This window comes from Labrys sp. F242, assembly GCF_057813875.1.
Genome location: NZ_JBVASG010000001.1, coordinates 1,716,497 through 1,742,152, shown reverse-complemented (window position 1 = coordinate 1,742,152; position 25,656 = coordinate 1,716,497). Strand labels below are relative to the sequence as shown.

The window sequence follows — 25,656 nt, the reverse complement described above, 5'->3', positions numbered from 1 at the left end:
ACTCAAGCGAGCATCGACTGCTGGGCAGAGATACCGGCCGTCGCGCCCTGCGATATTGCCGTGGTGACCGACGCCATGGCCGGGTTTGCAAGATCGCCGGCGGCGTAGATGCCGGGCGTGCTGGTTTCGCGGCGCTCGTCGACCTTGAGGGCGATGCCGAGGGGCGTATTGACCGTGGCGAGTTCCAGTGATTCATGCAGGCTTGCGGACGGCTTGTTGCGCGGATGCGCGAACAAGATATCGACTGCGACATCGGGAGCGGTATCGACCTTGACGGTGGCATTATGGCCCCCGTGACGGGCGATTTCGGTGATCCGGCCATCAACGACAGGTATGTTGCGGCGCGCCAGATCGGCCCGGATATCGGGTGCAATGTCGTAACCATCGGCGAAGACCGTCAACGTGTCGGTCCAATCGTGGTACAGCCTGACATAATTGTGCGACGGCGGGCCGGACCAGACGAGGCCCCAATGCTGGTCGGCGACTTCAAAGCCATCGCAATAGGGGCAGGGCACGATGGATGTGCCCCAGCTTTCGGCAAAGCCCGGAACATCAGGCATCTGATCGGCAACGCCATAGCTCAGGATCAGGCGGCGCCCCCCCAGGCTTTCGCCATCGCCAGTGAGGACGGAGAAGTCGTCGATGGCGCCGGAGACGCTGTCGGCCCGGGCATTGACCAGCCTGACCGTGGGATAACGCGCCAGCTGCTGCCGCGCCTCGGCCAGGATGTCCAGCGGTGGCTTGTGATCGTGGCCGAGCAGGCCATGCGAGTGGCCAGCGAAGCGGTTGCGCGGCAGGCCGGTATCGAGAACGGTGACCTTGCGGCGGGCACGGCAGAGCTGCAGGGCGCCGGCGAGACCGGCAAAGCTGCCGCCGATGATGATGACGTCATCCATGGTGATGGGCTCCGTGTTGTGGATGGAGGGGGTTGGGCTGGGCCTAGCGCGAAATAGCGTCCAGCGATACGCGCTCGAGACGGGCAGCGAGAGCTTCGACAGCGACGAGAAAGCCGCCCATCACTGTGTTGACCGGCCGGACGATGCCGCATTCGATATCGCCGGGCGGCCCGGGGAAACTTGATTTGGAGGACACCTATGCATTCGCTTGCATCTTTTAGATACTATATGGTATCATAAATCATGAATTAGGATACTGTCAAGGACTGGAATTGTTGTGACCGAAAACAGCCAGGGCCGGCGCGGCCGGCCCGCCAACGAGGCGCTTGGCCAAACGATAGTCGACGCCGCGAGCGAACTCTTTGTGGAATTGGGTTTTCAAGCGACGACATTGGACAAGGTCGCCCAGCGAGCGAGGATATCCAAGCTCAGCATCTATCGGCACTTCGAGAACAAGGAGGCGCTGTTCAGCGCGGCCATCGCGGCCCACTGCCATCAGTTTGCACCACAGGCCCTTATTGAGGGCGTCGACGGTTCGGCCGAAGATCAGCTCATGGCAGTGGGAACATCCCTGCTTCGCACGCTGTTGAGCCCGGACGTCCGCAGTGTCGAAGCCCTGATTATGGCCGACAAGACGCAGCAAAAGTCGTTAAGCAAGCTCCATTACGAAGCCGGCTCCGCCTATGTCATCGCCCAAATCGAGGCCCTGTTGCGTCAGTTGCACGCGAAGGCGGCTCTGAACGTGCCCCATCCTCTCCGATCCGCCCGCTTGTTTGCCGCGCTTATCAAAGGATCCGATCTCTTGATTATCGCACGCTTCGATCAGGCGAGAGCAGAGGACGACAACGAAATCGAATCCTTTTGCCGGTCCGCCGTCGCCATGTTCATCGCCGCGCACGGTGGCAACGACCACGCGGGAGGATAAGCATTTGATTGCTCCGGGCAGCTTGCCTGGGACCGTCGTCCATGCGCTTCGTCATGCTGGGCCGGCGCGCGCTGCCGAGCTTGCACAGATCGCAGCACCTCATCTTTCTTCCAACGATAAAAGGACGCCGGCATCCACCGCAGTCCAAGCTCCCGCCTGGATGCGGTCGACGCTTCTCTCCATCGCAGATCCAGCAGCAGTCGGAACAACATCTGATATGTGATGCGACGGCGCCATCCGACGACATGCGATCGGGTCCGGAACATCGACCGGCACCGCAGCCAAAGCTGGAACTATGTATGTCGACAACTAAAGTGCCGTCAGCGCGGAAATGTCATGCTCCGGGCAATTTTCCTTATATATTTCAAAGCATTGACGCGCAGGAAAGTACCGTCAGCGTGATCTGCTACAAGCTGCGAGCCGCGCCAGGCGCTCCGATAAATTTAACGATTTCAATGACTTGATTGGTTTGTCAATTCCATTGATGATGTGCCCCGCGCTATCAGTCTACCCTGCCCGCAAATCATTACATCTTCTGCGAAATTCTACGCCAGGGCCACCTATCATAAATAGTTGATTTCCTTGGTCAAAGTATTTTTCGTGTTTTGGGATGCCGTTGCGTGTGCCGTCAAAATTTCGAGCTATTGATTTCATTGACGATTTTGCAACCTTCCTTGAAGTCGGCGCTTCGAGATCAATCGCTATAATTCGTCCCGTTGGTCGAAGTTTGGCAATTCTTAGGATGGCTACTAGCCCCACAAACTGTGCTTCAGAAATACCTTCAAAACTGCACTTTTGCTAACAAAAATCACGCCAGCAAATACCGTGAGCACATCGCTCGTCCTAAAAATACCGTCGGATTATCGCGCATCTGAAATGCGTGATAATCTAGACCACTTACCTATCTGCCCACCAAGAATGTTCCCCCGCTAATCGCGACAAGCGCCGATCCGCGCCTGCGTAAGACGGTCTTGTCTAGGCCGCCAATTGGGTTTTCAAACTGTCGGCACGGTTCCGCCGTCGATTACATATTCGGTCCCAGTGATGGTGCCTGCACGATCGGACACCAGGAAAGCGATCAGGCTTGCGACTTCCTCCGGTTTCGAGGGCCGACCTATCGGTATCCCGCCGAGCGATTCCATGATCATCTTCTTGCCTTGCTCGACGTCCCCGCCATGGTCCGCGACCAGCCGCGTCGCCAACTGAATGGATGCCTCGGTTTCGATCCAGCCGGGGGACACCCGAACGACGCGGACGCCGTGGGGGGATACCTGCTTTGAAAGGCTCTTGCTGTAAGTCGACAGAGCCGCCTTTGCCGCCGCGTATGCCGTCGTTGCTTCCGGCAGAGGCAGTTCACGTTGGATGGATGTCACGTGGATGACGACGCCGGTGTTGCGCGACACCATGTCTGGAACGAATTCGCGATCCAGGCGAACCGCCGGCATGAGATTTAGATCAAGTTCCTTGCGCCAAATCTCATCGGTCAAAGCCTCGAAACCACCGCTGGGAGCAGAAGAGCCGCCCAACATATGGACGATGATGTCCAAGCCTCCCATTCGCTCCCGTACGGCGGCAGCCAATGCGGCGCAGCCATCGGCGCTGGTCAGATCGGCAGCGACGAATAGCGAGTCAGGCAAGTCCGCGGGCTGGGTGCGTGCCGTCGTCAGCACCTGAGCGCTGAGTTCACGAAAGAGCGCGACTGTCGCCGCACCGGCACCGCGCGTGCCGGACGTGATCAACGCCCGTTTCCCCTTCAAGGTAAGAAATGGGATGCCGCTCGTGTCCTTCCTCGGGCTCTGGGCATCTGCGCTCACGGCACAATCTCCAACGCCGCGATCTTTTCGCCCTCCAGAACGAAGAAGTAGCGCAGGTCGACCGGGCTGCCGGGGAAATCGCCGACGAGATGGGCCGTAACGACCGTCCGATCGCCTTCGCGCCCAATCGAGAAAGGTTCGACGATGTAAGTGTATTTTTGGGAAGCACCTGCCTTCCACTGCCGGATCGCACCGCGACCGGCATAGGTATTCCCCTCGTCTCGGACCACCGCATTTTCGGTGAAGCATTGCAAGAGAGCTCCTGCGGCTTGTGCTCGGTCCGCGGCAAAATATTCGGCAATTGTTTTGGGGAGTTCGACAGCCATTGTTCTTCTCCGTCGTGAGTTTGGTCGGGTGGCGGGTCGTTAGCAATCTGCGCTCGACCCTGACGCCAATTTAGAGATGGACGTTGGCGTTGATAATCAGGATAAAGTGTGATGCGACGTTGCGAAAAGCAGGACAATGGCCGGACGTAGTTTGATCCAGTTCGATTCCGTTCTCGTCATTGCTCGCCGGGGTTCGTTCCGGGCGGCGGCGCTGGATCTTGACATGTCGACGACTGCGCTCAGCAACGCCATTGGCAAGCTGGAACGCCAGCTAGGGGTCCGCTTGTTCAACCGAACGACGCGAAGCGTCTCCCTTACCGATGCCGGGCGTAACTTCGTCGATAAGATCGGTCCTGCGCTAAAAGACCTGCACGACGCAATTGAAGGTGCGCGATCACAGCAGGAGACGCCATCGGGAACGCTGCGGATAAATGCCTACGCAACCGCCGCGCGCGAAATCCTGTCGCCGCTGCTTCTGCAGTTCCTTCGCCGCTATCCTCAGGTGCATATCGATCTCGTCACGGAGGGCAGACTTGTCGATATCGTCGCCGATGGCTTCGACATCGGCATCCGGAACGCGGATCTCGTTCCCAGTGACATGATCGCAATCCCGCTGGGACCTCCCCGTCGCTATGCGGTGGTCGCCTCGCCTGCTTACTTCCAGAACAAAGGGAGACCGGATGTTCCTCCCGACCTCGCTGCTCATTCCTGTATACGCGTCCGGCTACCCAATGGGGCGCTTTACAGGTGGCACTTCGAGAAAGATGGGCAACCGGTCTTGATGGACGTTCACGGCCCGATTACGCTCGATGAGGCGAGCCTTTCGCGGATTGCCGTGTTGGAAGATTTCGGCATTGGCTTCTTCATGGAATCGGACGTTCGCGACGACGTTGCGAGGGGGCGTCTTGTCCGCGTCCTGGAAGATTGGACGCCACCACTTGCGCCACTGTGCCTATACTACCCAAGTCGACGCAATCCCTCGGCAGCGTTCAGAGCGTTCATTGAACTTGCTCGCGAAGTCGCTAATCAAGGATAGCGAATGGAACCATGCCCCGGGGCGACTGTCCGGATCGCCTGTTTTCTTTCGCCTTCTATCAGCAGCAGAGCGATTTCGAAACCGCCGTTTACCGCCGAACACCGCCGTTTCTACTACCCCTCACTCCCACTCGATCGTGCCGGGGGGCTTGCTCGTCACGTCGTAGACCACGCGGTTGATGCCCTTCACCTCGTTGATGATGCGGGTCGCGGCCCGGCCGAGGAAGTTCATGTCGAAGGGGAAGAAATCGGCGGTCATGCCGTCGACCGAGGTCACGGCGCGCAGGCCGCAGACGCTGTCATAGGTGCGCCCGTCGCCCATCACGCCCACGGTGCGCACCGGCAGCAGCACGGCGAAGGCCTGCCAGATCTTGTCGTAGAGGCCGGCCTTGCGGATCTCGTCGAGATAGATGGCATCGGCCGCACGCAGCGTGTCGAGCTTTTCCCGCGTAATTTCGCCGGGGATGCGGATGGCCAGGCCCGGGCCCGGGAAGGGATGGCGGGCGACGAAGGCTTCCGTGAGGCCGAGTTCACGGCCGAGCGCCCTCACCTCGTCCTTGAAGAGTTCGCGCAGCGGCTCCACCAGCTTTATGTTCATGCGCTCGGGCAGGCCGCCGACATTGTGGTGCGACTTGATCGTCACCGAGGGGCCGCCGGAGAAGGAGACGCTCTCGATCACATCGGGATAGAGCGTGCCCTGGGCCAGGAATTCGGCGCCACCGATCTTGCGCGCCTCCTCCTCGAAGACCTCGATGAAGAGACGGCCGATGGTCTTGCGCTTCACTTCCGGATCGGTGACGCCGGCAAGCTCGCCGAGGAAGCGCTCGGACGCGTCCACATGCACCAGGGGGATGTTGTAGTGCTCGCGGAAGAGGCCGACGACCTGATCGGCTTCCCCGGCCCGCAGCAGGCCGTGGTCGACGAAGACGCAGGTAAGCTGGTCACCGATCGCCTCATGGATGAGCACAGCCGCAACGGAGGAATCGACCCCACCCGACAGGCCGCAGAGCACCCTGCCCTTGCCGACCTGCTTGCGGATCTTCTCGATCATCTCGGCGCGATAGGCCGCCATGGTCCAATCCGACTCGATACCGACGATCTTCTGCACGAAGTTCTTCAGGAGATTGCCACCATCGGGCGTATGCACCACTTCGGGATGGAACATGGTGGTGTAGTAGCGCCGCTCCTCGTTCACCGCGATGGCGAAGGGGGCGTTCTCGGAGGTGCCGACCACCCTGAAACCGGCCGGCAACTGGGTAACGCGGTCGCCATGGCTCATCCACACCGGATAGCGCTTGCCCGGCTCCCAGAAGCCTTCGAACAGCGGGCTCGCCTCGAGGATCTCGACATCGGCGCGGCCGAACTCGGCGGCGTGCCCACCCTCGACCTTGCCCCCGAGTTGGGTTGCCAAAGTCTGCTGGCCATAGCAGATCGCCAGGATCGGCACGCCGGCGTCGAACACAGCCTGCGGTGCGCGGGGGCTGCCCGCCGTCGTCACCGAGGCCGGGCCGCCGGAAAAGATCACGCCCTTCGGCTTCAGCTTCTCGAAAGCCTCGGCGGCGCTCTGGAAGGGATGGATCTCGCAATAGACACCGACTTCGCGCACGCGGCGTGCGATCAGCTGGGTGACTTGCGAACCGAAATCGATGATGAGGATGGCGTTGTGTGTCATGGCAGGGAGGTAGTCGACCTAGGTTTTTGATGCAACCGAAGGAAGGCCAAAATCTTGCAACGTCGCATAGTATTCAGCAAGATTTTGCATAAGATCTTGCGCTGGCGCCAATTCGCGGCGATGAGCGTGAATTGGTGTGCCGGTCTTCAGACCGGCAATATAACTCAGGCAAGCACCGCAGTTCCATGCCGGTCTGAAGACCGGCACACCATCTACTTCCTGTGCAGCAGGGCGATAAAAAAACCATCCGTGCCGGAACGATGGGGCGAAAGCTGCAAGCCGGTGCCGCCCGACGAGCTGAAACGCGCGAAAGCCGAGAGCCCCGCGCCCTTGGCCAGTTCCGGCAAGGAGGCAGCGGTGAAATCGGCATGGTCGGCCAGGAAGGCCTTCACCGAGGCATCGTTCTCTTCGGGCAGCACGGAGCAGGTGACGAAGACCAGCCGCCCGCCCGGCTTCACCGCGCGGGCACCGGCCCTGAGCACGGCGGCCTGGTCTTTCTGGCGATCGGCCAGGCTGGAGGGGCGCATGCGCCATTTGGTGTCGGGGCTGCGGCGCCAGGTGCCGCTTCCCGAGCAGGGCGCGTCCACCAGCACCAGATCCATGCGGCCGTCGAGATCGTCGATCGCCAAGGCGCCACCAGATACACGTCCTCTTGGCGTACGGACCTGAACGTTGCGCACACCCGCCCTGGCGAGCCTGTCGTGGATCGGTGCCAGGCGGCGCTTGTCGCTGTCGGTGGCGAAGACCTGGCCCTTGTTCTCCATCGCGGCCGCGAATTCCAGCGTCTTGCCGCCGCCGCCGGCACACAGGTCGAGCACCTGCTCGCCGGGTTTCGCCGCCGCGACGAGGCCGGCCAATTGCGAACCCTCGTCCTGGATCTCGAACCAGCCCTTCTGGAAGCTCTCCTCGGCCTGGACAGCCGGGCTGCGGCCGTCGGCGCCGAGCGGCACGCGCACGCCCCAGCGTGATAGCGGCGTGGCGCTGGCGCCAAGAGGCTCCAGTTCGGCGAGCAGCTTGTCCCGCGAAGTCTTCAGCGCGTTGACGCGCAGATCCACCGGCGCGCGTTCGGCCAGGGCCCGCCCCTCCGCGATCGCATCCTCCCCGAAAGCCGCCTCGAAGGAAGGCCAGAGCCAGCGTGGCACGTCCGCCTGGATGTCCGGCTCGGCATCGGCCAGCTTGCGTCCGGCCAGCGCTTTGCGCTCGTCATCGGTCAACGGCTCTGGCGCGAAGCGCTCGCCGGTGAACAGCGCGTCGAGCGTTTCGATCGTCTCTCCGCGCTGCAAGACCAGCATGCCTATCAGCGAGGCGCGTGGTGTCTCGTTGTCCATCAGCCAGCGCGCCGAGGCGCGGCGGCGCAAGGTGTCATAGACCAGCCCCGCCAGCGCGGCACGGTCGCCGGAGCCGGCGAAGCGATGCGAGAGCCCCCAGTCCTTGAGCACATCAGCAGCAGGACGGCGGCGGGCCTCGATATCGGCGAGAATTTCGAAGGCGGCGGAAATGCGGGCAGCAGGGATCATCGATCAGGCGCCTGTGTAAACTTTGAAGGCAAAAAGCAACCAGGCAAGGATCAGCGCCGCCACACCGACGGAATAAGCCCGGAAACGAAACTTTACGCGATTGGACGTGATGTGAATGCCCGCATGCACATAGCGCGAAACCACGAAGATCCAGGCGAGCACGACGAAGAAGATATCCGTGGCATGCGTGATCAATTCCAGGGCGGTGATCGCATAGAACAGCACCGGGATCTGGAACTGATTGTCGAAGCTGCTGCTCACCTGCAGTGGCAGCTTGGGCCAAACGCGCCCGTTGAGCCGCACATCATCAAGGTCGATACCTCCTTGACGCAAGGCCGCAGCCCGCACCATGCCGAGGCGAAACAACAATGCGAACGTCAGCAGGACCTGCAGGAAGACGGGCGTGAGAACGGCTGCAATCGACATCAGTTGCGGCCGGGATAGTTCGGGCTCTCGCGGGTGATGGTCACGTCATGCACATGGCTCTCGCGCAGGCCGGCATTCGAGATGCGTACGAAGCGCGCGCGCTCCTGGAAATCGGCGATCGTCTCGGCGCCGACATACCCCATCGAGGCGCGCAAGCCCCCGGCGAGCTGGTGCAGCACGGCCGAGACCGGCCCCTTGTAAGCAACCTGGCCTTCGATTCCTTCCGGCACCAGCTTCATCGAATCCTTGATGTCGGCCTGGAAATAGCGGTCTGCCGAGCCGGCGGACATGGCGCCGATCGAGCCCATGCCGCGATAGGATTTGTAGGAGCGGCCCTGATAGAGATAGACCTCGCCGGGCGTCTCGTCCGTACCGGCCAGCATCGAACCGACCATGGCGACCGAAGCGCCGGCCGCGATCGCCTTGGCGAAATCGCCGGAGGTCTTGATGCCGCCGTCGGCGATCACCGGTACGTCATGCTCGCGCGCCGCATTGGCCGAGTCGATGATGGCGGTGAGCTGCGGCACGCCGACGCCCGCCACGATGCGGGTGGTGCAGATCGAGCCGGGACCGATGCCCACCTTGATGGAATCGGCACCCGCACCGATCAGGGCGCGGGTCGCCTCGCCGGTGGCGACATTACCGGCAACCACCTGCACCGAATTGGACTGGCGCTTGATGCGCGCGACCGCGTCGAGCACCTTCTGCGAATGGCCATGGGCGGTATCGACCACGATCATGTCGACGCCGGCATCGATCAGCATTTCGGAGCGGGCATGGCCGCCGTCGCCGACAGTGGAAGCCGCCGCGACGCGCAGGCGCCCCTCGCCGTCCTTGCAGGCATTGGGATGGAGCGTCGCCTTCTCGATGTCCTTGACGGTCATCAGGCCGACGCAGCGATAATCCTCGTCGACCACCACCAGTTTCTCGATGCGGAACTGATGCAGCAGGCGCTTGGCCTCTTCCTGCTCCACGCCCGTCTTCACCGTGATGAGGCGTTCCTTGGTCATCAGTTCGGCCACGGGCTGGTCGAGCTTGTCGGCAAAGCGCACGTCGCGATTGGTGAGGATACCGACCAGGATGCCCGGTACGCCCGGCGCTGCGCCGGTGACAATCGGGATGCCGGAGATGCGATGGCGCTTCATCAGGGCCAGCGCATCGGCCAGTGTCGCTTCCGGCGGGATGGTGATCGGGTTCACCACCATACCGCTCTCGAAACGCTTGACCTGGCGGACCTGCTCGGCCTGCTCTTCGGGGGTAAGGTTGCGGTGGATCACGCCGATGCCGCCATTCTGCGCCATGGCGATCGCCATGTTCGCCTCGGTTACCGTGTCCATGGCCGAAGCCAGCAACGGCAGATTGACCGAGATGGAACGGGTGACGCGCGAACGGATGTCGGCCTGAGCCGGCAACACTTCGGAATGTCCGGGTGTCAGCAGCACGTCGTCAAAGGTAAGCGCTTCAGGAAAAAGCGATGAATCAACGATGCGTGTCATTGCCAACTCTCAATCAGGAAAAGCAGAATCGATCCGGCTTCGGGGGGCAGGAATTCGTGCCGCCGGAGCTGGGTTGGCGCGATCGTTTACCATTTGAAATCGACAAGGGAAAGACGGGCAGCCGTCTTTTTACTGCCTGTCAGCCATGCATTTTTCGTCGTGAGGGGAAATTTCGGTGTGCAGGTCTTCTCAGCTCCCTCGAGGTGGAGCGGGACCGGCACACCGCATCACGCTGATTTCGTCAGAGGCAGCACATTGTGCAGGGTCTGGTCGGCGCCATCCATGAACTTGCGGATATTGCGCGCCGCCTGGCGGATGCGCTGCTCGTTCTCCACGAAGGCGATGCGCACGAAATCGTCGCCATGCTCGCCGAAGCCGATACCGGGCGCGACCGCAACGGACGCCTTCTCGATCAGGAGCTTGGAGAACTCGACCGAGCCCAATTCCTTGAACTTGGGCGGAATCGGCGCCCACGCAAACATCGAAGCCGGCGGGATCGGCACTTCCCAGCCGGCGCGGGCGAAGCTTTCGACCAGGGCATCGCGACGCTTGCGATAGGTCTCGCGCATCTCGGCGATGCAATCTTCCGGACCGTTCAGCGCCGCGGCCGCCGCGACCTGGATCGGCGTATAGGCGCCGTAGTCGAGATAGGATTTCACACGGGCGAGCGCGGCGCAGAGCCGCTCATTGCCGACGGCAAAGCCCATGCGCCATCCCGCCATCGAGAAGGTCTTGGACAGGGTGGTGAATTCGACCGCGACATCCATCGCGCCCGGGATCTGCAGCACGGAGGGTGTCGGCTCCGAGCCGAAATAGATTTCCGAATAGGCAAGATCCGAGAGCACGAACAATTCATGCGTCTTGGCGAAGGCGATCAGGTCCCGATAGAAATCGAGGCTGGCGACGCAGGCTGTGGGATTGGCGGGATAGGAGACGATCACCGCGATCGGCTTGGGAATCGAGTGCTTCACCGCCCGCTCGGCCGAGCGGAAGAAATCCTCGTTCGGCTCGGCCGGAACCGAGCGGATGACGCCACCCGCCATCAGGAAGCCGAAAGCGTGGATCGGGTAGGACGGATTGGGGCAGAGCACCACGTCGCCGGGCGCGGTGATGGCGGTCGCCATATTGGCGAAGCCTTCCTTGGACCCCAGCGTGGCGACGACCTGGGTATCGGGATTGAGCTTCACGCCGAAGCGGCGGGCATAGTAGTTGGCCTGGGCCTTGCGCAGGCCCGGAATGCCCTTGGAGGCCGAATAGCGATTGGTGCGCGGCTTCTGGGCCGTTTCGATCAGCTTGTCAGTGATGAATTTCGGCGTGGGCAGATCGGGGTTGCCCATGCCCAGGTCGATGATATCTGCCCCCTGCCCGCGTGCTGCCGCCTTTACCCGGTTGACCTGCTCGAAGACATAGGGCGGCAAACGGCGGGTTGAGTAAAAGTCGGACATGACGATGCTTTCGCGCGACGGCGCATTCAGGGTTACGGGAGCGAACCTCTAAATCATTTCGATGAATGATGGCAAAAGAAATGCCAAAAATCTGCGCCAATCGTGAAAATCGATCTACGGCAGCACGATATCGATCATTGCGGTGGGAAGAAGCCGACATGCTTGCGCTGCGACGGGGGAACACGCTTTGAGGCTACCTTGCGGTTGGCCTGTGAACGCGCCTTGAGTTCCTCAGGACTGGGCTGCCGCCCCGGTGTCGCCAGCAGGCTGGCTTCCAGTGCCTTGCGCTCGCTCATGGACAGGATCTGGTCGCCGCGGGGCGGCGGCAGCGCGCCGATCCTGGGATAGGCGTTGGGTTGGCTCACGCGGGACTGAGTGACGAAAGGCTGGGGCGTCGGCAACGGACCCGAGGTCAGCCCGAAGCGCTTGCTGGTCTGGCCAGAGCCTCCGGCACAGCTTGCAAGCCCGATGCCGGCCAAGACGGCGACGACGAGGAAGGAAAGGATCCGCATGACGTTCTCGCAATTTCTCCCCCCTCTTATAGAGCGCCGGCCGATCGGCAAACAGGGAAAATCGATGAAATCAACGTCATGGTTCACAAAGCCATGCGAAGAAGCATTCACAGGAAGGAAAAACATGTTCTAATGAGGGGCCGTGAGAAGCCAAGAAGGGACGCGATGAAGAACGACAAAACCGCCAATCCGCCCCCCTCAGCCGAGACCGTGGCAGCTTTCGGACCGGTCGATATCGAGGTGCTCGCCCGCAATATGGGCCGAGCCGTGGAAGAAGGCGGCAAGGCTCTGGCGGCCTATCTGCGCCCGCGGGAGGATGGCAGGGTCAAGAGCGACATCACCGAGGAAGTCACCGACGCCGTCAATTCCATCGGCCATCTCGCCCAATATTGGCTGTCCGATCCGCAGCGCGCGATGCAGGCCCAGACCAGCCTCGCCAGCGGCTTCATGTCCCTCTGGACCTCCTCGTTGCAGCGCATGGCCGGCGAGGAAGCCAAGCCTGTGGCGGAGCCTGACCCGAAGGATGCACGCTTTCGCGATCCCGAATGGAGCCAGAACCAATATTTCGACCTGCTCAAGCAGGCTTATCTGATCACCAGCCGCTGGGCGGAAAAATTGGTGCACGAGGCCGACGGGCTCGAGCCTCGCATGCGCCACAAGGCCGATTTCTATGTCCGGCAGGTCTCGGCCGCGATCTCGCCGAGCAATTTCATCGCCACCAATCCTGCGCTCATCCGCGACACGCTGGCCGAGAACGGCGAAAACCTGGTGCGCGGCCTGGAGATGTTGAAGGAGGATATCGACGCCGGCGAGGGCGAGCTGAAGATCCGTCAATCCGACACCTCGAAATTCGAGGTGGGCGTCAATCTCGCCACCACACCGGGCAAGGTGGTGTTCCGCAATGCCACCATGGAGTTGCTGCAATATACGCCGACCACGGCCGACGTGTTGAAGCGACCCATCCTGATCTGTCCGCCCTGGATCAACAAATTCTACGTCCTCGACCTGACGCCCGAAAAGAGCTTCATCAAATGGTGCGTCGACCAGGGCCTGACCGTCTTCGTGATCTCCTGGGTGAACCCGGACGAGAAGCAGCGCAACAAGGGCTTCCTCGAATATATGAAGGAAGGTCCGGTCACCGCCCTCGACGAGATCGGTAAGATCACTGGTGAGAAGGAAGTTTCCGCCATCGGCTACTGCGTCGGCGGCACCTTGCTGTCGGTGACGCTGGCCTGGCTGGCCGCCAAGGGCGACAGACGCATCGCATCCGCCACCTTGTTCGCTACGCAGGTCGATTTTGACAAGGCTGGAGATCTCAAGGTCTTCGCCGATGAGGACCATATCCAATGGATCGAGAAAACCATGGCCGAGCACGGCTATTTTCCCGGTTCCAAGATGGCGGCCGCTTTCAACATGCTGCGCAGCCAGGAATTGATCTGGCCCTATCTCGTCAACAATTACATGCGCGGCAAGCAACCTACCCCGTTCGACCTGCTCTACTGGAATGCGGATGCCACCCGCATGCCCGAAAAGAACCACTCCTTCTATCTGCGTAATTGCTATCTGGAGAACAACCTCACGCGCGGGCGCATGACGGTGGGTGACGAGACCCTCGACCTCAAGAAGGTCAAGATCCCGATCTACGAACTGGCCACGCGCGAAGACCACATCGCCCCGCCCAATTCCGTGTTCATCGGCGCGCAGGCCTTTGGCGGGCCGGTGCGCTATGTCCTGTCCGGCTCTGGCCACATCGCCGGCGTGGTGAACCCGCCGGCCCGCAAGAAGTACCAATACTGGCTGGGCGGCCCCACCACGGGCAGCTATGAGGACTGGCTGGAGGGAGCCACCGAACACCCCGGCTCCTGGTGGCCGGACTGGCTGACCTGGCTGAAGAAGCAGGCGCCCGAGGAAGTCCCCGCCGACAAGCGCAAGCCTGGCGGACGTCGCAGGCCACTCGGCGATGCCCCCGGCAGCTATGTGCGTGTGAAGTCTTAAGGCGAACCGAGACGGATCATGCGGCCCCGCGCATGTAGCAGGGCCGCATCTGAATACCTGTCTTGATTTTACGGTCAAATCGTCCGACGTTCCACATGGCATACCCCAACGATACAAGTCGTAATCGGGAAGCCCTGACATGTGGAATCAGACTTACAACCCCCTCGGCAACGAAGTACTTTCCACCATAGCGGCCGCCATCCCCGCGGTAACCTTGCTAGTTCTGATCGCCAGCGGCAAGGTCAAAGCCCATATCGCGGCGGTGGTCGCCCTCATCGCCGCAAATCTCATCACGGTCTTCATCTTTACCATGCCCGCGGGCCTGTCGATCCGTGCCTCCCTGCTCGGCGTCGTCACCGGGTTCTTCCCGATCGGGTGGATCGTTCTCAACGTGATCTACCTCTACCGCATCACCGTCGAAAGCGGCCGGTTCGAACTCCTGCAGCGGGCCATCGGTGGTGTCACCGAAGACCGCCGCCTGCAATTGCTGCTGATCGCCTTCTCCTTCGGTGCCTTTTTCGAAGGGGCATCCGGCTTCGGCACGCCCGTTGCCATCACCGGCGCGATCCTGATCGGCCTCGGCTTCTCGCCTCTGGCGGCTTCCGGCCTGTCATTGATCGCCAACACCGCACCGGTCGCCTACGGCGCCTTGGGCACGCCGATCCAGGGACTGGCATCGGTGACCGGGCTCGATCCCTATATGCTGGGCGCCATGGTCGGCCGGCAATTGCCCCTGTTCTCCCTGATCGTGCCCTTCTGGGTCATCGGAGCCTTCGCCGGGTGGCGCGGCATGATCGGCGTATGGCCGGCGATCCTGGTCACCGGCATCTCTTTCGCCGTGCCGCAATTCCTGATCTCCAACTACATCAATCCCTGGATCGTCGACATCGGCGCCTCGCTGATTTCGATGGGCTGCCTGATCCTCTTCCTCAAGGTCTGGCAGCCGAAAGAGCTCTGGCTCTCGCCGGCCCTGCGCAGCAACGACCCCTCGGCAAATCTGGCAAGGCCTCGCACGGAGGCCGATCGCGCCGCCTTGACCCAGAAGCAGCTCTGGGGTGCCCTGCTTCCCTGGATCCTGGTTTGCATCTTCATGCTGATCTGGGGCACCGGGGCCTTCAAGACCTGGGCCAACGCCATCTTCTCCTGGAACTACCAGGTGCCTGACCTTCACAATCAGATCAGCAGGGTGGCGCCCGTCGTCCCCAAACCCACGCCGGAAAGCGCGATCTTCTCCTTCACCTATCTGTCCTTCACGGGCACGGGCATGCTCCTGGCAGCCCTCGTGTCCGGCCTGCTGATGGGTTTTTCGCCCGCCAAGCTCATCGTCGAATATGGCCGCACCATCAAGGTGTGCGCGATCTCGCTGATCACTATCTCGGCCATGCTCGCGATCGGCACGCTGACACGCCTGTCCGGCGTCGACGCCACCCTTGGTCTCGCCTTTGCGGCGACGGGCGTGTTCTATCCCTTCTTTGGAACGTTGCTCGGCTGGCTCGGTGTCGCACTGACCGGCTCGGACACCTCCTCCAACGTGCTGTTCGGCAACCTGCAGAAGATCACCTCGCAGCAATTGGGCCTGTCACCGGTGCTGATGGCAGCCGCCAATTCCTCCGGCGGCGTGATGGGCAAGATGATCGATGCACAATCGATCGTCGTGGCCTCCACCGCGACCAATTGGTATGGGCATGAAGGCACGATCCTGCGCTACGTCTTCCTGCACTCGATCATTCTGGCCTGCCTCGTCGGCCTGTTCGTGACCCTGCAAGCCTATGTCTATCCCTTCACCGCCATGGTGCTGGGATGACATATTCCTCAGGCCGGGATGACAGCCGGCCTGAATCTCGCTTCAGCCGAGCACTTCCACGAGCGCCGGATAGATCGCCGGCCCTCCCGCGATGATGGCGTTGCCCTGCACCAGGCCGTCACCGGCAAGGAAATCGTTGGTCTGGCCGCCGCCGGCGCGGATGATGGCGATGGCGCCGAGGCAATCCCAGGAGTTGATGTGGGATTCGACATAGCCGAGCAGGCGGCCGCAGGCGACATAACACAGGCACAGCGCGCCCGAACCGTTGCGCTGATACATGCCGCCCGCTTCGAGCAACCGCGCCAGCACGGCCAGAACTTCGCTCGGCTTGATGCGGTTGTTGTAGCCGACGCTGACCACGCCTTCGCTGAGAGCACTACCCTTGTGAGGAGCGATCGGCCGGCCATTGAGCGTGGCCGGCGCGATCAGCCCGCCGGCGAACAGTTCATCGTCCTTGGGCGCGTAGACGAGACCGAACTGCAATGCGCCATCATAGACGAATGCGATCGACACGCACCAGGAAGACAGGCCGCTCAGGAAAGGCTGGGTGCCGTCGATAGGATCGACGACCCAGATGCCGCGCCTGTCCCCAATGCCGCTCGGCCCGGTTTCCTCGCCGAAGAAGCCATCGTCCGGATAGGATTCGGCGATACGCTTCTTGATCAGCAGCTCGGTCTGCAGGTCGGCCTCGCTGACCACGTCCTGCAATCCCTTGCTCTTCACCGTCAGGCTGCCTAGCTCGTTGAAATAGCCGAGCGCCAGGGCACCGGCCTCCTTGATCAGGCCGTGGGCAAAGGAGTAGCGCTGATAGATCGGATCGGAACTCATCTCTAACGTGCTCTATTCAAAAGAAAAAGCCGGAGCGCAGCTCCGGCTTCTCACTAGTCGATGTCTTCGACCGCGTCGGGCCCGCCGCCATAGACGCGCTGGGCCAGGGCGGACTTCATGAAATCGTCGAGGTCGCCGTCCAGCACGTCGCCGGGCGTACCCGAGGTGTAGCCCGTGCGGGTGTCCTTCACCATCTGATAGGGCTGCAGGACATAGGAACGGATCTGGTGGCCCCAGCCGATGTCGGTCTTGCCGGCATGGGTCGCCATTGCCGCTTCCTCGCGCTTCTTGAGCTCCGCCTCGTAGAGGCGCGCCTTCAGCATAGCCCAGGCCGTCGCACGGTTCTTGTGCTGCGAACGATCCTGCTGGCAGGCTACCACGATGCCCGAGGGATTGTGGGTGATGCGTACCGCCGAATCCGTCCGGTTGACGTGCTGACCACCGGCGCCGGAGGCGCGGTAGGTATCGATGCGGCAATCGGACTCGTTGATCTCGATGTTGATCGAGTCGTCGATCACCGGATAGACCCAGACGCTGGCGAAAGACGTATGCCGGCGTGCGTTGGAATCATAGGGCGAAATGCGCACGAGGCGATGCACGCCCGACTCCACCTTGGCCCAGCCATAAGCCTTGGTGCCCTTCACCAGGATGGTGGCCGATTTGATACCGGCGGTTTCCCCGTCCGTGAAGTCCATCAACTCGACCTTGAAGCGGTGCCGCTCGCCCCAGCGCGTATACATGCGCAGGAGCATATTGGCCCAGTCCTGGCTCTCGGTGCCGCCGGCCCCGGAGTTGATTTCGATATAGGTATCGTTGTTGTCGGCTTCACCGGAGAACAAAGCCTCGAACTGGCGTTCGACGACCTCTTTCTTGAGCGCGGTCAGGGCGCTCTCCGCCTCGTCGACGATCGACTCGTCGCCATCGGCCTCGCCGAGCTCGGCGAGCTCGAGCGTCTCATCCAGATCCTTCTCGATGCGCACGAGAGCAGACAGCCGATCATCGAGATCGGTGCGCTCACGCATCAGCTTCTGTGCCTTCTCGGCGTCGTTCCAGAAGTCAGGTTGTTCGGAGAGGTGGTTCAGTTCTTGCAGGCGGGCGTAGGAGGTATCCCAGTCAAAGATGCCTCCTCAGCAGTCCAGCAGACTGCTTGATTTCGTCCGCCAAGGACAGGATTTCAGCGCGCATGAATGAACCGCTCGTTCGGGATTGCTAGAGTAAAGCGCGTTCAAGTGTGAACGCTTATTTGCTCTAATTCTTTGTTTCCAAGCCAATCCAACGGATTGGCTAGAGCGTCTTTGTGATTCTAGATGATTCCGTCAAATCGCAAAACGCTCTAGTCGGGCTTCATATAGGCAAGCTACCGGGTGAGGGAAAGGACAATCAGTAGAGATCGCCCGTCCCCATCGAGACGGGCCCGCCACCACCGCCCTCCGAGCCACCGCCGGAGCCGATGACGGTGTAGTTGTCGGGCGGCGCCGTGCCGGGTTTGAAGGCTTCCAGAATGGCACCGCCGCCATCGGAGCGCATGCCGGTCTTGCGGTCGATGCGGATCAGCTTGATGCCGGGCGGCACGCGGAAGGGCACCGGCGCCTTGTCCGCCAGGGCGGCCTTCATGAAGGAGCCGAAGATCGGCCCGGAGAGACTGCCGCCGGTGACACCATTGCCGATATGGCGCGGTGTGTCGTAGCCGACATAAAGACCGCAGACCAAATCGGGCGAATAGCCCATGAACCAGGCATCCTTCTCATCGTTGGTGGTGCCTGTCTTGCCGGCGATCGGGCGATTGAGCGAACGCAGCGACTGGGCCGTGCCGTGCTGAATAACGCCTTCCAGCATGGAAGTGACCTGATAGGCCGTCATCGGATCGAGCACCTGTTCGCGCGGATCGAGCAGATGCGGTTCGTCCTGGTTGCTCCAGGCATCGGCATTGCAGCCCTGGCAGATGCGCTCGTCATGCCTGTAGATGGTCTTGCCCCAGCGGTCCTGGATGCGGTCGATCAGGGTCGGCTTGATCAGGCGCCCGCCATTTTCGAGCATGCCATAGCCGGCGACCATGCGCATCACCGTGGTGTTGCCAGCCCCAAGCGCGCCAGACAGGTAAGGCGGAAGATCGTCATAGACGCCGAAGCGTCGCGCATATTCAGCGATCAGTGGCATGCCCACGTCCTGGGCGAGACGCACCGTCATGACGTTTCGCGAATATTCGATGCCGAAGCGCAGCGTCTGGGGGCCGTAGAACCTGTTGCTGTAATTGGAGGGGCGCCAGGTCTCGCCATTGCCCTGGTTGATCTCGATCGGCGCGTCCATGACCACCGAGGCCGGCGTGTAGCCATTGTCGATGGCGGTGGCATAGACGAAGGGCTTGAAGGAAGAACCGGGCTGGCGCTGCGCCTGGGTGGCGCGATTGAACTCGCTCTGATCGAAGGAGAAGCCGCCGACCATCGCGAGCACGCGGCCGGTATAGGGGTCCATTACCACCATGGCGCCGGAGATTTCCGGGATCTGCCGCAAGCGATAGGTGCCATCGGTCTTGGGTTCGACATAGACGATGTCGCCCACCTTCAGGACCTGGCTCACCTTGTTGGCGGCCCGGCCGCGCTGACGTGCCCACTTCACGCCGTCCAAATTGATCGAGCCGGTCGGTCGGTCGGCGGAAATCGAGCCGAACCGGTCCAGTGGCGGCTGCAGGCCGATACGGGCCGAGTTGTCGCCGGCATCCAGAACGATGGCGAGTTGCCAGGGCTTGATATCGCTTAGACGCTTCTCCGCCCCCAGCGTCACGCCCCAATCCTCGCCGAGGTCGACATTCTTGACCGGGCCGCGGAAGCCGCCACGCTCGTCGAAGCGCACCAGCCCCGCCACCATGGCATCACGAGCCAGGCGCTGGAGCTTCGGATCGAGCGTAGTGCGCACGGACAAGCCGCCTTCATAGAGCTTGTCCTCACCATAGCGCTCGGCGATTTCGCGCCGGACCTCCTCGGTGAAATAATTGGCCGCGTAGCTCTGGGCGCCTTCGAAGGAACGCGGCGTCACCGCAAGAGGCTCGGCCTGCGCCTTGCGTCCCTCTTCCTTGGAGATGTAGCCATTGGAAACCATCTGGTCGATCACCCAATTGCGTCGACCGACGGCCGCGTCGTGGTTGCGGATCGGATTGTAGTTGTTCGGCCCCTTCGGAAGAGCGGCGAGATAGGCGACCTGGGCGATGCCGAGTTCGTCGACTGATTTGCCGAAATAATTGAGGGCGGCGGCGGCCACGCCGTAATTGCCCATGCCCAGGTAGATTTCGTTCAAATAAAGCTCGAGGATCTTGTCCTTCGAATAGGTCTGCTCCATCCGCAGGGCCAGGATGGCTTCCTTGATCTTGCGCACGATGTTCTGGTCGGGTGCGAGGAAGAAATTCTTGGCAACCTGTTGCGTGATGGTGGATGCACCCTGCTGGCGGCGGCCCTTATGCGTGACGTTCGCGATCATCGCGCGCAGCACGCCCTTGGGATCGATGCCGACATGATTGTAGAAATCATTGTCCTCCGCCGACATGAAGGCGTGGGTCAGGAGCGGCGGCATCACTTCGATCGGCAGATAAAGGCGGCGCTGGCGCGCATATTCAGCCAGGAGCGCACCATCACCCGCATGCACGCGGGTCATCACCGGCGGTTCGTAATCCTTGAGCGCTGCAGTATCGGGCAGGTCGCGTGTGTTGGCCCAGACATAGAGGGCCACGAACGATCCCCCGACAAGGAACAACATCGATGCCGTTGTGAACAAAAATCCAAGGAACCGAACGAAAAGTCTCATCACAACGCTTTCATCGGCACTATCTTCCCTGCCCTGCCATTGCCGGGTTTGGGCCGAAGCCGTTCGTTTTCACACCGGCAGCCCCGGCACATTCCACTGACGTCTAACATGCCGGGCCAGCCGAACCCAAGGGCGGCGTCCGCACCTGCATGCTTTTGCAGGGCTTTTGTGGAGAAACTGCGGCTCTCCGGCAACATGCCTGTGCACGGAGCTTACAAGAAGGCCTTTTGAACCCTGCCAAGCAGATCGCAAAACGCTTCAAGGCGTCGCGGGCGCAGAGCCGCTCGATGCCGCGGGCTGGTTGGCGCGGCGCTGCTGGAAAAAGCCGTCGATCGCCGTCACCACGGCATCGGCAGCGCGGTTGCGCCAGTCATCCGATGTCAGCAGTTTCACGTCGTCCCGGCTCGACAAATAGCCCAGTTCCAACAGCACCGAGGGGATGTCGGGCGCAGTCAGCACCTTGAAGCCAGCCGAGCGGTGCGGATTCTTGTTGAGCGTGGCGGCCGCCTGAAACTGATCGATGAGGACCTTGGCAAATCCGTTGGAGAAGGACTTGGTCTCGCGCCGCGTGAGATCGATCAGAATATCGGCCACATCGCCAGGCTCGGATGCCAGGTCAACGCCCGCGATCGCGTCGGCCTTGTTCTCCTGCTCGGCATAGCGCGCCGATTCGGCGTCGGATGCCCGGTCCGAGAGAGTGTAGATCGTCGCGCCCCTGACACCGAAGGGGTCGTGCAGGGTATCGGCATGCACGGAAATGAATAGCGATGCCCGGTTGGCCCGGGCGAACTGAACGCGGCCGGCGAGTGTGATGAAAGTGTCGCTGTCTCGGGTCAGGACCGCCCGATAACGGCCGGAACCGTTGATCTTGTCGGCGAGCCTCCTGGCAAATTCGAGCACGATGGTCTTTTCCTGCTCACCCGATTTGGATGTCGCCCCCATGTCGATGCCACCATGACCGGGATCGACCACGACTACGGGCAGGCCCGGCTGGTTTTCCGGCAGCAGAGGGGGCGAGGGTTGCGGCGTTTGCGGATGCACACTCATATCCGAGTTCTTCTGGCTCGCCGCCGTGCGCAGGAAGGCAGCCCGCTCCGTCTTGACCAGATCGATGACCAGCCTGGCGGGTTGATCGTCCAGTGCATCAAGGAGGAAGGACTTGTCCACCGCCGCCGGTCCGGTCAGATCCAGAACGATACGCGACTTTCCGGGCGCGATCAGACCGAACCGATAGGCGCTGACCACGCCGCGTCCGTGCTTGCCTGTCTCAGGAGGTATGCCGAACTCGATCTGCGGCAGATCGACCACCACGCGATAGGGATCGGGCAGCACGAAGACGCGAAAATTCAGACCGCTCACGGGACCGTGAAGATCGACGATCAGACGCGTGCGCCTGTCGTCGCCAGCCAGCCGTGCGTCGCTGGCCGTCAGGGCGGACGGCGTGGGAGCAGCAGGTGCTTGGGCGGCGGGTGGCTGCGTCGCTGCCGGCTCGGCCGTAGCCGGAGGGGCAACGGGGCCTTGGGCGGCGCGAGCCCCCTGGACCAGCCCCACCCCCAACAAGACGAGCATGCCTATCGCGGCGAGCCTCATTCCGCCCATCATCTCCAAATTGCGTCGAACAGGCCTGCCGCACAGGCAGGCCCGGCAGATCGAAAAGCCACGCAGGACACTCGGTCACGCCCCCTGTCGCTGCAAGGCGGAATCCCACACGGAATTCAGCCCCGCCAATATCCGCTTGGAAGTGGCGAAACAATGATGCTGGCGCCGAAGGGTATCCCCAACGTTAACGCAGCCCCCACATTGTCCGTGTCCTTCTTGCAACAGCCAACGGAAATCCTTGCCAAATCGAACAATAACTCGATAAAACAATTCTGCTCTCGAATGGTTCTCCGACCATGCCGAATTCGAGCATCAGAATGGTCCCTGCAGACCGGTTGCGCCGTGAAAGCGTGACGATCGTATGCGGTGCCGGCCAAGCCGAGATTATTCGGCTACTGATGTGTCCTTAGAGGATAAGGAGAATCACGGGTGGCGTGCGGATCGCCTAGCGATCCGGATCGGCGCGAGCGCCGGTCGGATATCCTGTCCCGCCCATCGACCGAGAGCGCCGTCGCGGGATTCGTCCCGCGACCCGAACCCGGTGATGGAGCGATGCAAACAATAGCATCCCCCGGACGTCGTGAAGTGAAGCAGCGTGCACTCCCCGAGCGGATTGCACGAACACTGCCGCTTTCGCTTTCGGGACATACCATTCGCCCCTCATCGAGCCTTGTCCCAGCCAACAGAGCAAGCGCCTGCCGCCTTGGCAGGGCTGTATCGGCGTTCGTCGCCTGCAGCCCCGTGCATGATCCCGGCCGCGCTTGCCAGAGAGAAAATAATAATGGCCAACAAAATGTTGATCGACGCCGCCCACCCGGAGGAAACCCGGGTCGTGGTGGTCCGCGGCAATCGCGTCGAGGAGTTTGACTTCGAAGCAGCCAATCGCAAGCAACTGCGCGGCAATATCTATCTCGCCAAGGTCACCCGCGTCGAACCGTCCCTTCAGGCGGCCTTCGTGGAATATGGCGGCAACCGCCATGGCTTCCTGGCCTTCTCGGAAATCCATCCCGATTACTATCAGATTCCGGTCGCCGACCGTCTCGCGCTCCTGGCCGAGGAGCAGCGCTCGCATCGGGACGAGGATGACGAAGACGAAAACGGCAACGGCGGTGGCGGCGAAGGCGGCCGGCGCGGCGGACGTGATCGTCGTCGTGGTCGCAACCGCGGCCCGCAGCGCGCCGAGGCGGCCGAAGCCACCGACGCGGATGCTACCGTTTCCACGCCTGCGCCCGAAGCCGAAACCTCCGACGAGGAAGGCGGCTCAGGCGGCATCGTCGAGGTCGGTTCCGGCAGCGACGAGGAGCATGTCGAGGCGCTCGGCGGGGGCGATGTCGCCGACGATATCCCCGAGCGCGTGGTGCGCACCCGCAAGCAGTACAAGATTCAGGAAGTGATCAAGCGCCGCCAGGTGCTGCTGGTCCAGGTGGTCAAGGAAGAGCGTGGCAACAAGGGTGCGGCGCTGACCACCTATCTGTCGCTGGCGGGCCGGTACTCGGTGCTGATGCCCAATACCGCCCGTGGCGGCGGCATTTCCCGCAAGATCACCAATGCCGTCGACCGCAAGCGCCTCAAGGCCGTGGCCGGTGAGCTCGACGTGCCAGATGGCATGGGCGTGATCCTGCGCACAGCCGGTGCCTCGCGCACCAAGGTCGAGATCAAGCGCGACTTCGAATATCTGCTGCGCCTGTGGGAGAATGTCCGCGACCTCACCCTGAAGTCGGCTGCCCCGACTCTGGTCTATGAGGAGGGTTCGCTGATCAAGCGCTCGATCCGCGACCTCTACAACAAGGACATCGACGAGGTGATCGTTGCCGGCGACGATGGCTATCGCGAGGCCAAGGACTTCATGCGCATGCTCATGCCGAGCCATGCCAAGAACGTCCAGGCCTATCGCGAGGCGGCGCCGCTGTTCCAGCGCTTTGGGGTGGAAGCCCAGCTCGATGCGATGTTCTCGCCTTCGGTCAACCTGAAATCGGGCGGCTATATCGTCATCAACCAGACCGAGGCGCTGGTTTCGATCGACGTCAACTCGGGCCGCGCCACGCGCGAACACAATATCGAGGACACCGCCCTCAAGACCAATCTGGAAGCGTCCGAGGAAATCTCCCGGCAGCTGCGCCTGCGCGACCTTGCCGGCCTGATCGTCATCGACTTCATCGACATGGACGAGAGCCGCAACAACCGGGCCGTCGAGCGCAAGCTCAAGGATTGCCTGAAGAATGACCGGGCGCGCATCCAGGTCGGCCGCATCTCGCATTTCGGCCTGATGGAAATGTCGCGCCAGCGCATCCGCACCGGCGTGCTGGAATCCTCCACCGAAGTGTGCGCCCATTGCGGCGGCAGCGGCCATGTCCGCTCGGTCACCTCGGTGGCGCTGCATATCCTGCGCGCGCTCGAGGATCAGCTTCTCAAGAGCGCCACGCATAATCTGGTGCTGCGCACCCGGACGGCCACCGCACTCTATGTGCTCAACCACAAGCGCGGCCATCTCTACGCGCTGGAAGCCCGGTTCGGCGTTTTGATCACCGTCAGTGCCGATGAAACCATAGTGGGCAGCCAGAACTACCTGATCGAGCGCGGCGATATCGCGACGCCGCTGGAAGTGCGTCCCGTCGCGACCACGGTTCAGGTCGACTCCTTCCCGCCGGCCGAGGAAATTGCCGAGGTCGAAAGCGAGGCCGAGGAGGAAGACGAGAAGGAAAAGGAAACCGAGGGTGGCCGCAAGCCGCGCCAGCAAGTCGCGGATGGCGAAGCCGAATCCGGGGAAGGCAACCGCAACCGCAAGCGTCGCCGTCGTCGTCGGCGTCGGGGCAATGGTGTCGGCGCCGAGGCGGATACGCAGAACGCCGCGGCCGGTGAGAACGACAACGACGGTGAAGATGAGGGCGAGGAAACCGTGTCTGCCGGTGAGCCAATCGTCGCCGAGCCCCCTGTCGCGGCGGACGTGACGCCGCCGCCCGCGGCCGAAGCTGTGGCGCCGAGCGAGGATGACGGAGCCGAAGCCGGCAAGCGCAGGCGCCGTGGACGGCGCGGCGGCCGTCGCGAGGCCGAGGCCGAAACGGCGACTGTTGCCCAAGCCGAAACGGCGGCTGTTGCCGAAGCCGAGGCACCCGCAGCAGCGCCCCCCGCAGCCGTCGAGGCCGTGGCAGCGGAAGCCGTCGAGGCCCCTGCCGTCGCCGAAGTCGTGCCAGAGGCGGTTGCCGAGGAAAAGCCGAAGCCCAAGCGCCGGGGTCGCAAGCAGGTGGCGATCAAGACCGAAGCAGACAGTGAACCGGCACCGGCCCCCGCTCAGGAAGCCGCACCCGTCCAGGCCGAAAAGGCTCAGGCGCCGGCTCCCGTTGTCGTCGAGCCCATCCCCGAGCCGGCACCGGAAGAGGTTGTGGCCACCGCCGTGCGCGAAGTCGTGGTGTCCAACCCTTCGGCCTATGTCTATGTCGACGCCGTCGACCCGGCCAAGCCGAAGAAGGCCGGATGGTGGTCGAAGAAATGACATGATCCCCCAGGATCATTGGAGGCGCCGCACTGATCTTCAGTGCGGCGTTTTCTTATGCCGGGCCTATCAACCGCAGGT

The 25,656-nt window shown here is 62.1% G+C and carries 19 protein-coding genes; 5 read left to right on the top strand and 14 right to left on the bottom strand.

Annotated elements, in window-relative coordinates; genetic code table 11:
• Window positions 1-2: 2 nt before the first annotated feature.
• Window positions 3-896: an NAD(P)/FAD-dependent oxidoreductase gene (locus tag ACZYTC_RS08090; RefSeq protein ID WP_488989268.1), complete on the bottom strand. Its 894-nt coding sequence runs from the start codon at window positions 894-896 to the stop codon at window positions 3-5.
• A 43-nt stretch (window positions 897-939) separates the two neighbouring features.
• Window positions 940-1,092, bottom strand: coding sequence for a hypothetical protein (locus ACZYTC_RS08085; RefSeq protein ID WP_434956581.1), 153 nt, complete (start codon window positions 1,090-1,092; stop codon window positions 940-942).
• Between the two features lie 81 nt (window positions 1,093-1,173).
• Here ACZYTC_RS08085 and ACZYTC_RS08080 point away from each other — a divergent pair, with 81 nt between their 5' ends.
• Complete coding sequence (locus tag ACZYTC_RS08080; protein WP_488989267.1) at window positions 1,174-1,821, top strand: TetR/AcrR family transcriptional regulator; 648 nt, start codon at window positions 1,174-1,176, stop codon at window positions 1,819-1,821.
• Between the two features lie 995 nt (window positions 1,822-2,816).
• Here ACZYTC_RS08080 and ACZYTC_RS08075 read toward each other — a convergent pair.
• Together ACZYTC_RS08075 and ACZYTC_RS08070 are read right to left on the bottom strand one after the other, a co-directional pair.
• Window positions 2,817-3,593 carry an SDR family oxidoreductase gene (locus ACZYTC_RS08075; protein WP_434959642.1) on the bottom strand — a complete coding sequence of 259 codons (777 nt, stop codon included), beginning with the start codon at window positions 3,591-3,593 and terminating at the stop codon, window positions 2,817-2,819.
• Window positions 3,594-3,631: 38 nt separating this feature from the next.
• Entirely contained in the window at window positions 3,632-3,961 is a 330-nt protein-coding gene (locus ACZYTC_RS08070) for a nuclear transport factor 2 family protein (protein WP_434956583.1), read from the bottom strand.
• A gap of 136 nt (window positions 3,962-4,097) precedes the next feature.
• Between ACZYTC_RS08070 and ACZYTC_RS08065 the strand changes: the two genes are divergently transcribed.
• On the top strand, window positions 4,098-4,997 hold the full coding sequence (locus ACZYTC_RS08065; protein ID WP_488989266.1) for a LysR family transcriptional regulator: 900 nt from the start codon (window positions 4,098-4,100) through the stop codon (window positions 4,995-4,997).
• 120 nt (window positions 4,998-5,117) lie between these two features.
• Here ACZYTC_RS08065 and guaA read toward each other — a convergent pair whose 3' ends face one another.
• From guaA to ACZYTC_RS08035, 6 genes are all read right to left on the bottom strand, one after another.
• Complete coding sequence (gene guaA / locus ACZYTC_RS08060; protein ID WP_488989265.1) at window positions 5,118-6,668, bottom strand: glutamine-hydrolyzing GMP synthase; 1,551 nt, start codon at window positions 6,666-6,668, stop codon at window positions 5,118-5,120.
• A 212-nt stretch (window positions 6,669-6,880) separates the two neighbouring features.
• Entirely contained in the window at window positions 6,881-8,185 is a 1,305-nt protein-coding gene (locus ACZYTC_RS08055) for an RsmB/NOP family class I SAM-dependent RNA methyltransferase (RefSeq protein ID WP_488989264.1), read from the bottom strand.
• Between the two features lie 3 nt (window positions 8,186-8,188).
• The gene (locus tag ACZYTC_RS08050; RefSeq protein WP_488989263.1) at window positions 8,189-8,611 is read right to left on the bottom strand and encodes an MAPEG family protein; all 423 of its coding nucleotides are present in this window, start codon (window positions 8,609-8,611) and stop codon (window positions 8,189-8,191) included.
• A complete protein-coding gene (gene guaB, locus ACZYTC_RS08045; protein ID WP_441771832.1) occupies window positions 8,611-10,107 on the bottom strand; it encodes an IMP dehydrogenase in 1,497 nt (498 codons plus the stop codon). Before guaB ends, ACZYTC_RS08050 begins: the two co-directional genes overlap by 1 nt.
• Window positions 10,108-10,334: 227 nt before the next feature.
• A complete protein-coding gene (locus ACZYTC_RS08040) occupies window positions 10,335-11,552 on the bottom strand; it encodes an LL-diaminopimelate aminotransferase (protein WP_434956589.1) in 1,218 nt (405 codons plus the stop codon).
• Window positions 11,553-11,686: 134 nt separating this feature from the next.
• Entirely contained in the window at window positions 11,687-12,064 is a 378-nt protein-coding gene (locus ACZYTC_RS08035; RefSeq protein WP_488989262.1) for a hypothetical protein, read from the bottom strand.
• Window positions 12,065-12,229: 165 nt separating this feature from the next.
• On the opposite strand from ACZYTC_RS08035, the gene ACZYTC_RS08030 reads away from it, so the two are divergent.
• Together ACZYTC_RS08030 and ACZYTC_RS08025 are read left to right on the top strand one after the other, a co-directional pair.
• Window positions 12,230-14,059 (top strand): PHA/PHB synthase family protein, encoded by a 1,830-nt coding sequence (locus ACZYTC_RS08030; protein ID WP_488989261.1) that lies wholly within the window; start codon window positions 12,230-12,232, stop codon window positions 14,057-14,059.
• Window positions 14,060-14,198: 139 nt separating this feature from the next.
• Entirely contained in the window at window positions 14,199-15,863 is a 1,665-nt protein-coding gene (locus ACZYTC_RS08025) for an L-lactate permease (RefSeq protein ID WP_434956592.1), read from the top strand.
• A 42-nt stretch (window positions 15,864-15,905) separates the two neighbouring features.
• On the opposite strand, the gene ACZYTC_RS08020 is transcribed toward ACZYTC_RS08025, so the two are convergent.
• The 4 genes from ACZYTC_RS08020 to ACZYTC_RS08005 form a co-directional block, all read right to left on the bottom strand.
• The gene (locus ACZYTC_RS08020) at window positions 15,906-16,691 is read right to left on the bottom strand and encodes an inositol monophosphatase family protein (protein WP_441771834.1); all 786 of its coding nucleotides are present in this window, start codon (window positions 16,689-16,691) and stop codon (window positions 15,906-15,908) included.
• A 53-nt stretch (window positions 16,692-16,744) separates the two neighbouring features.
• A protein-coding gene (prfB, locus tag ACZYTC_RS08015) for a peptide chain release factor 2 (RefSeq protein WP_441771835.1) occupies window positions 16,745-17,876 on the bottom strand; the annotation gives its coding sequence in 2 pieces (ribosomal slippage) (window positions 16,745-17,806 and window positions 17,808-17,876; 1,131 coding nt in all).
• A gap of 195 nt (window positions 17,877-18,071) precedes the next feature.
• Entirely contained in the window at window positions 18,072-20,486 is a 2,415-nt protein-coding gene (locus ACZYTC_RS08010) for a penicillin-binding protein 1A (RefSeq protein WP_434956595.1), read from the bottom strand.
• A 258-nt stretch (window positions 20,487-20,744) separates the two neighbouring features.
• The gene (locus ACZYTC_RS08005) at window positions 20,745-22,055 is read right to left on the bottom strand and encodes an N-acetylmuramoyl-L-alanine amidase (protein WP_441771837.1); all 1,311 of its coding nucleotides are present in this window, start codon (window positions 22,053-22,055) and stop codon (window positions 20,745-20,747) included.
• A gap of 811 nt (window positions 22,056-22,866) precedes the next feature.
• Between ACZYTC_RS08005 and ACZYTC_RS08000 the strand changes: the two genes are divergently transcribed.
• Window positions 22,867-25,575, top strand: a complete 2,709-nt coding sequence (locus ACZYTC_RS08000; RefSeq protein WP_488989260.1) for an Rne/Rng family ribonuclease — start codon at window positions 22,867-22,869, stop codon at window positions 25,573-25,575.
• The last annotated feature ends 81 nt before the right edge of the window (window positions 25,576-25,656 follow it).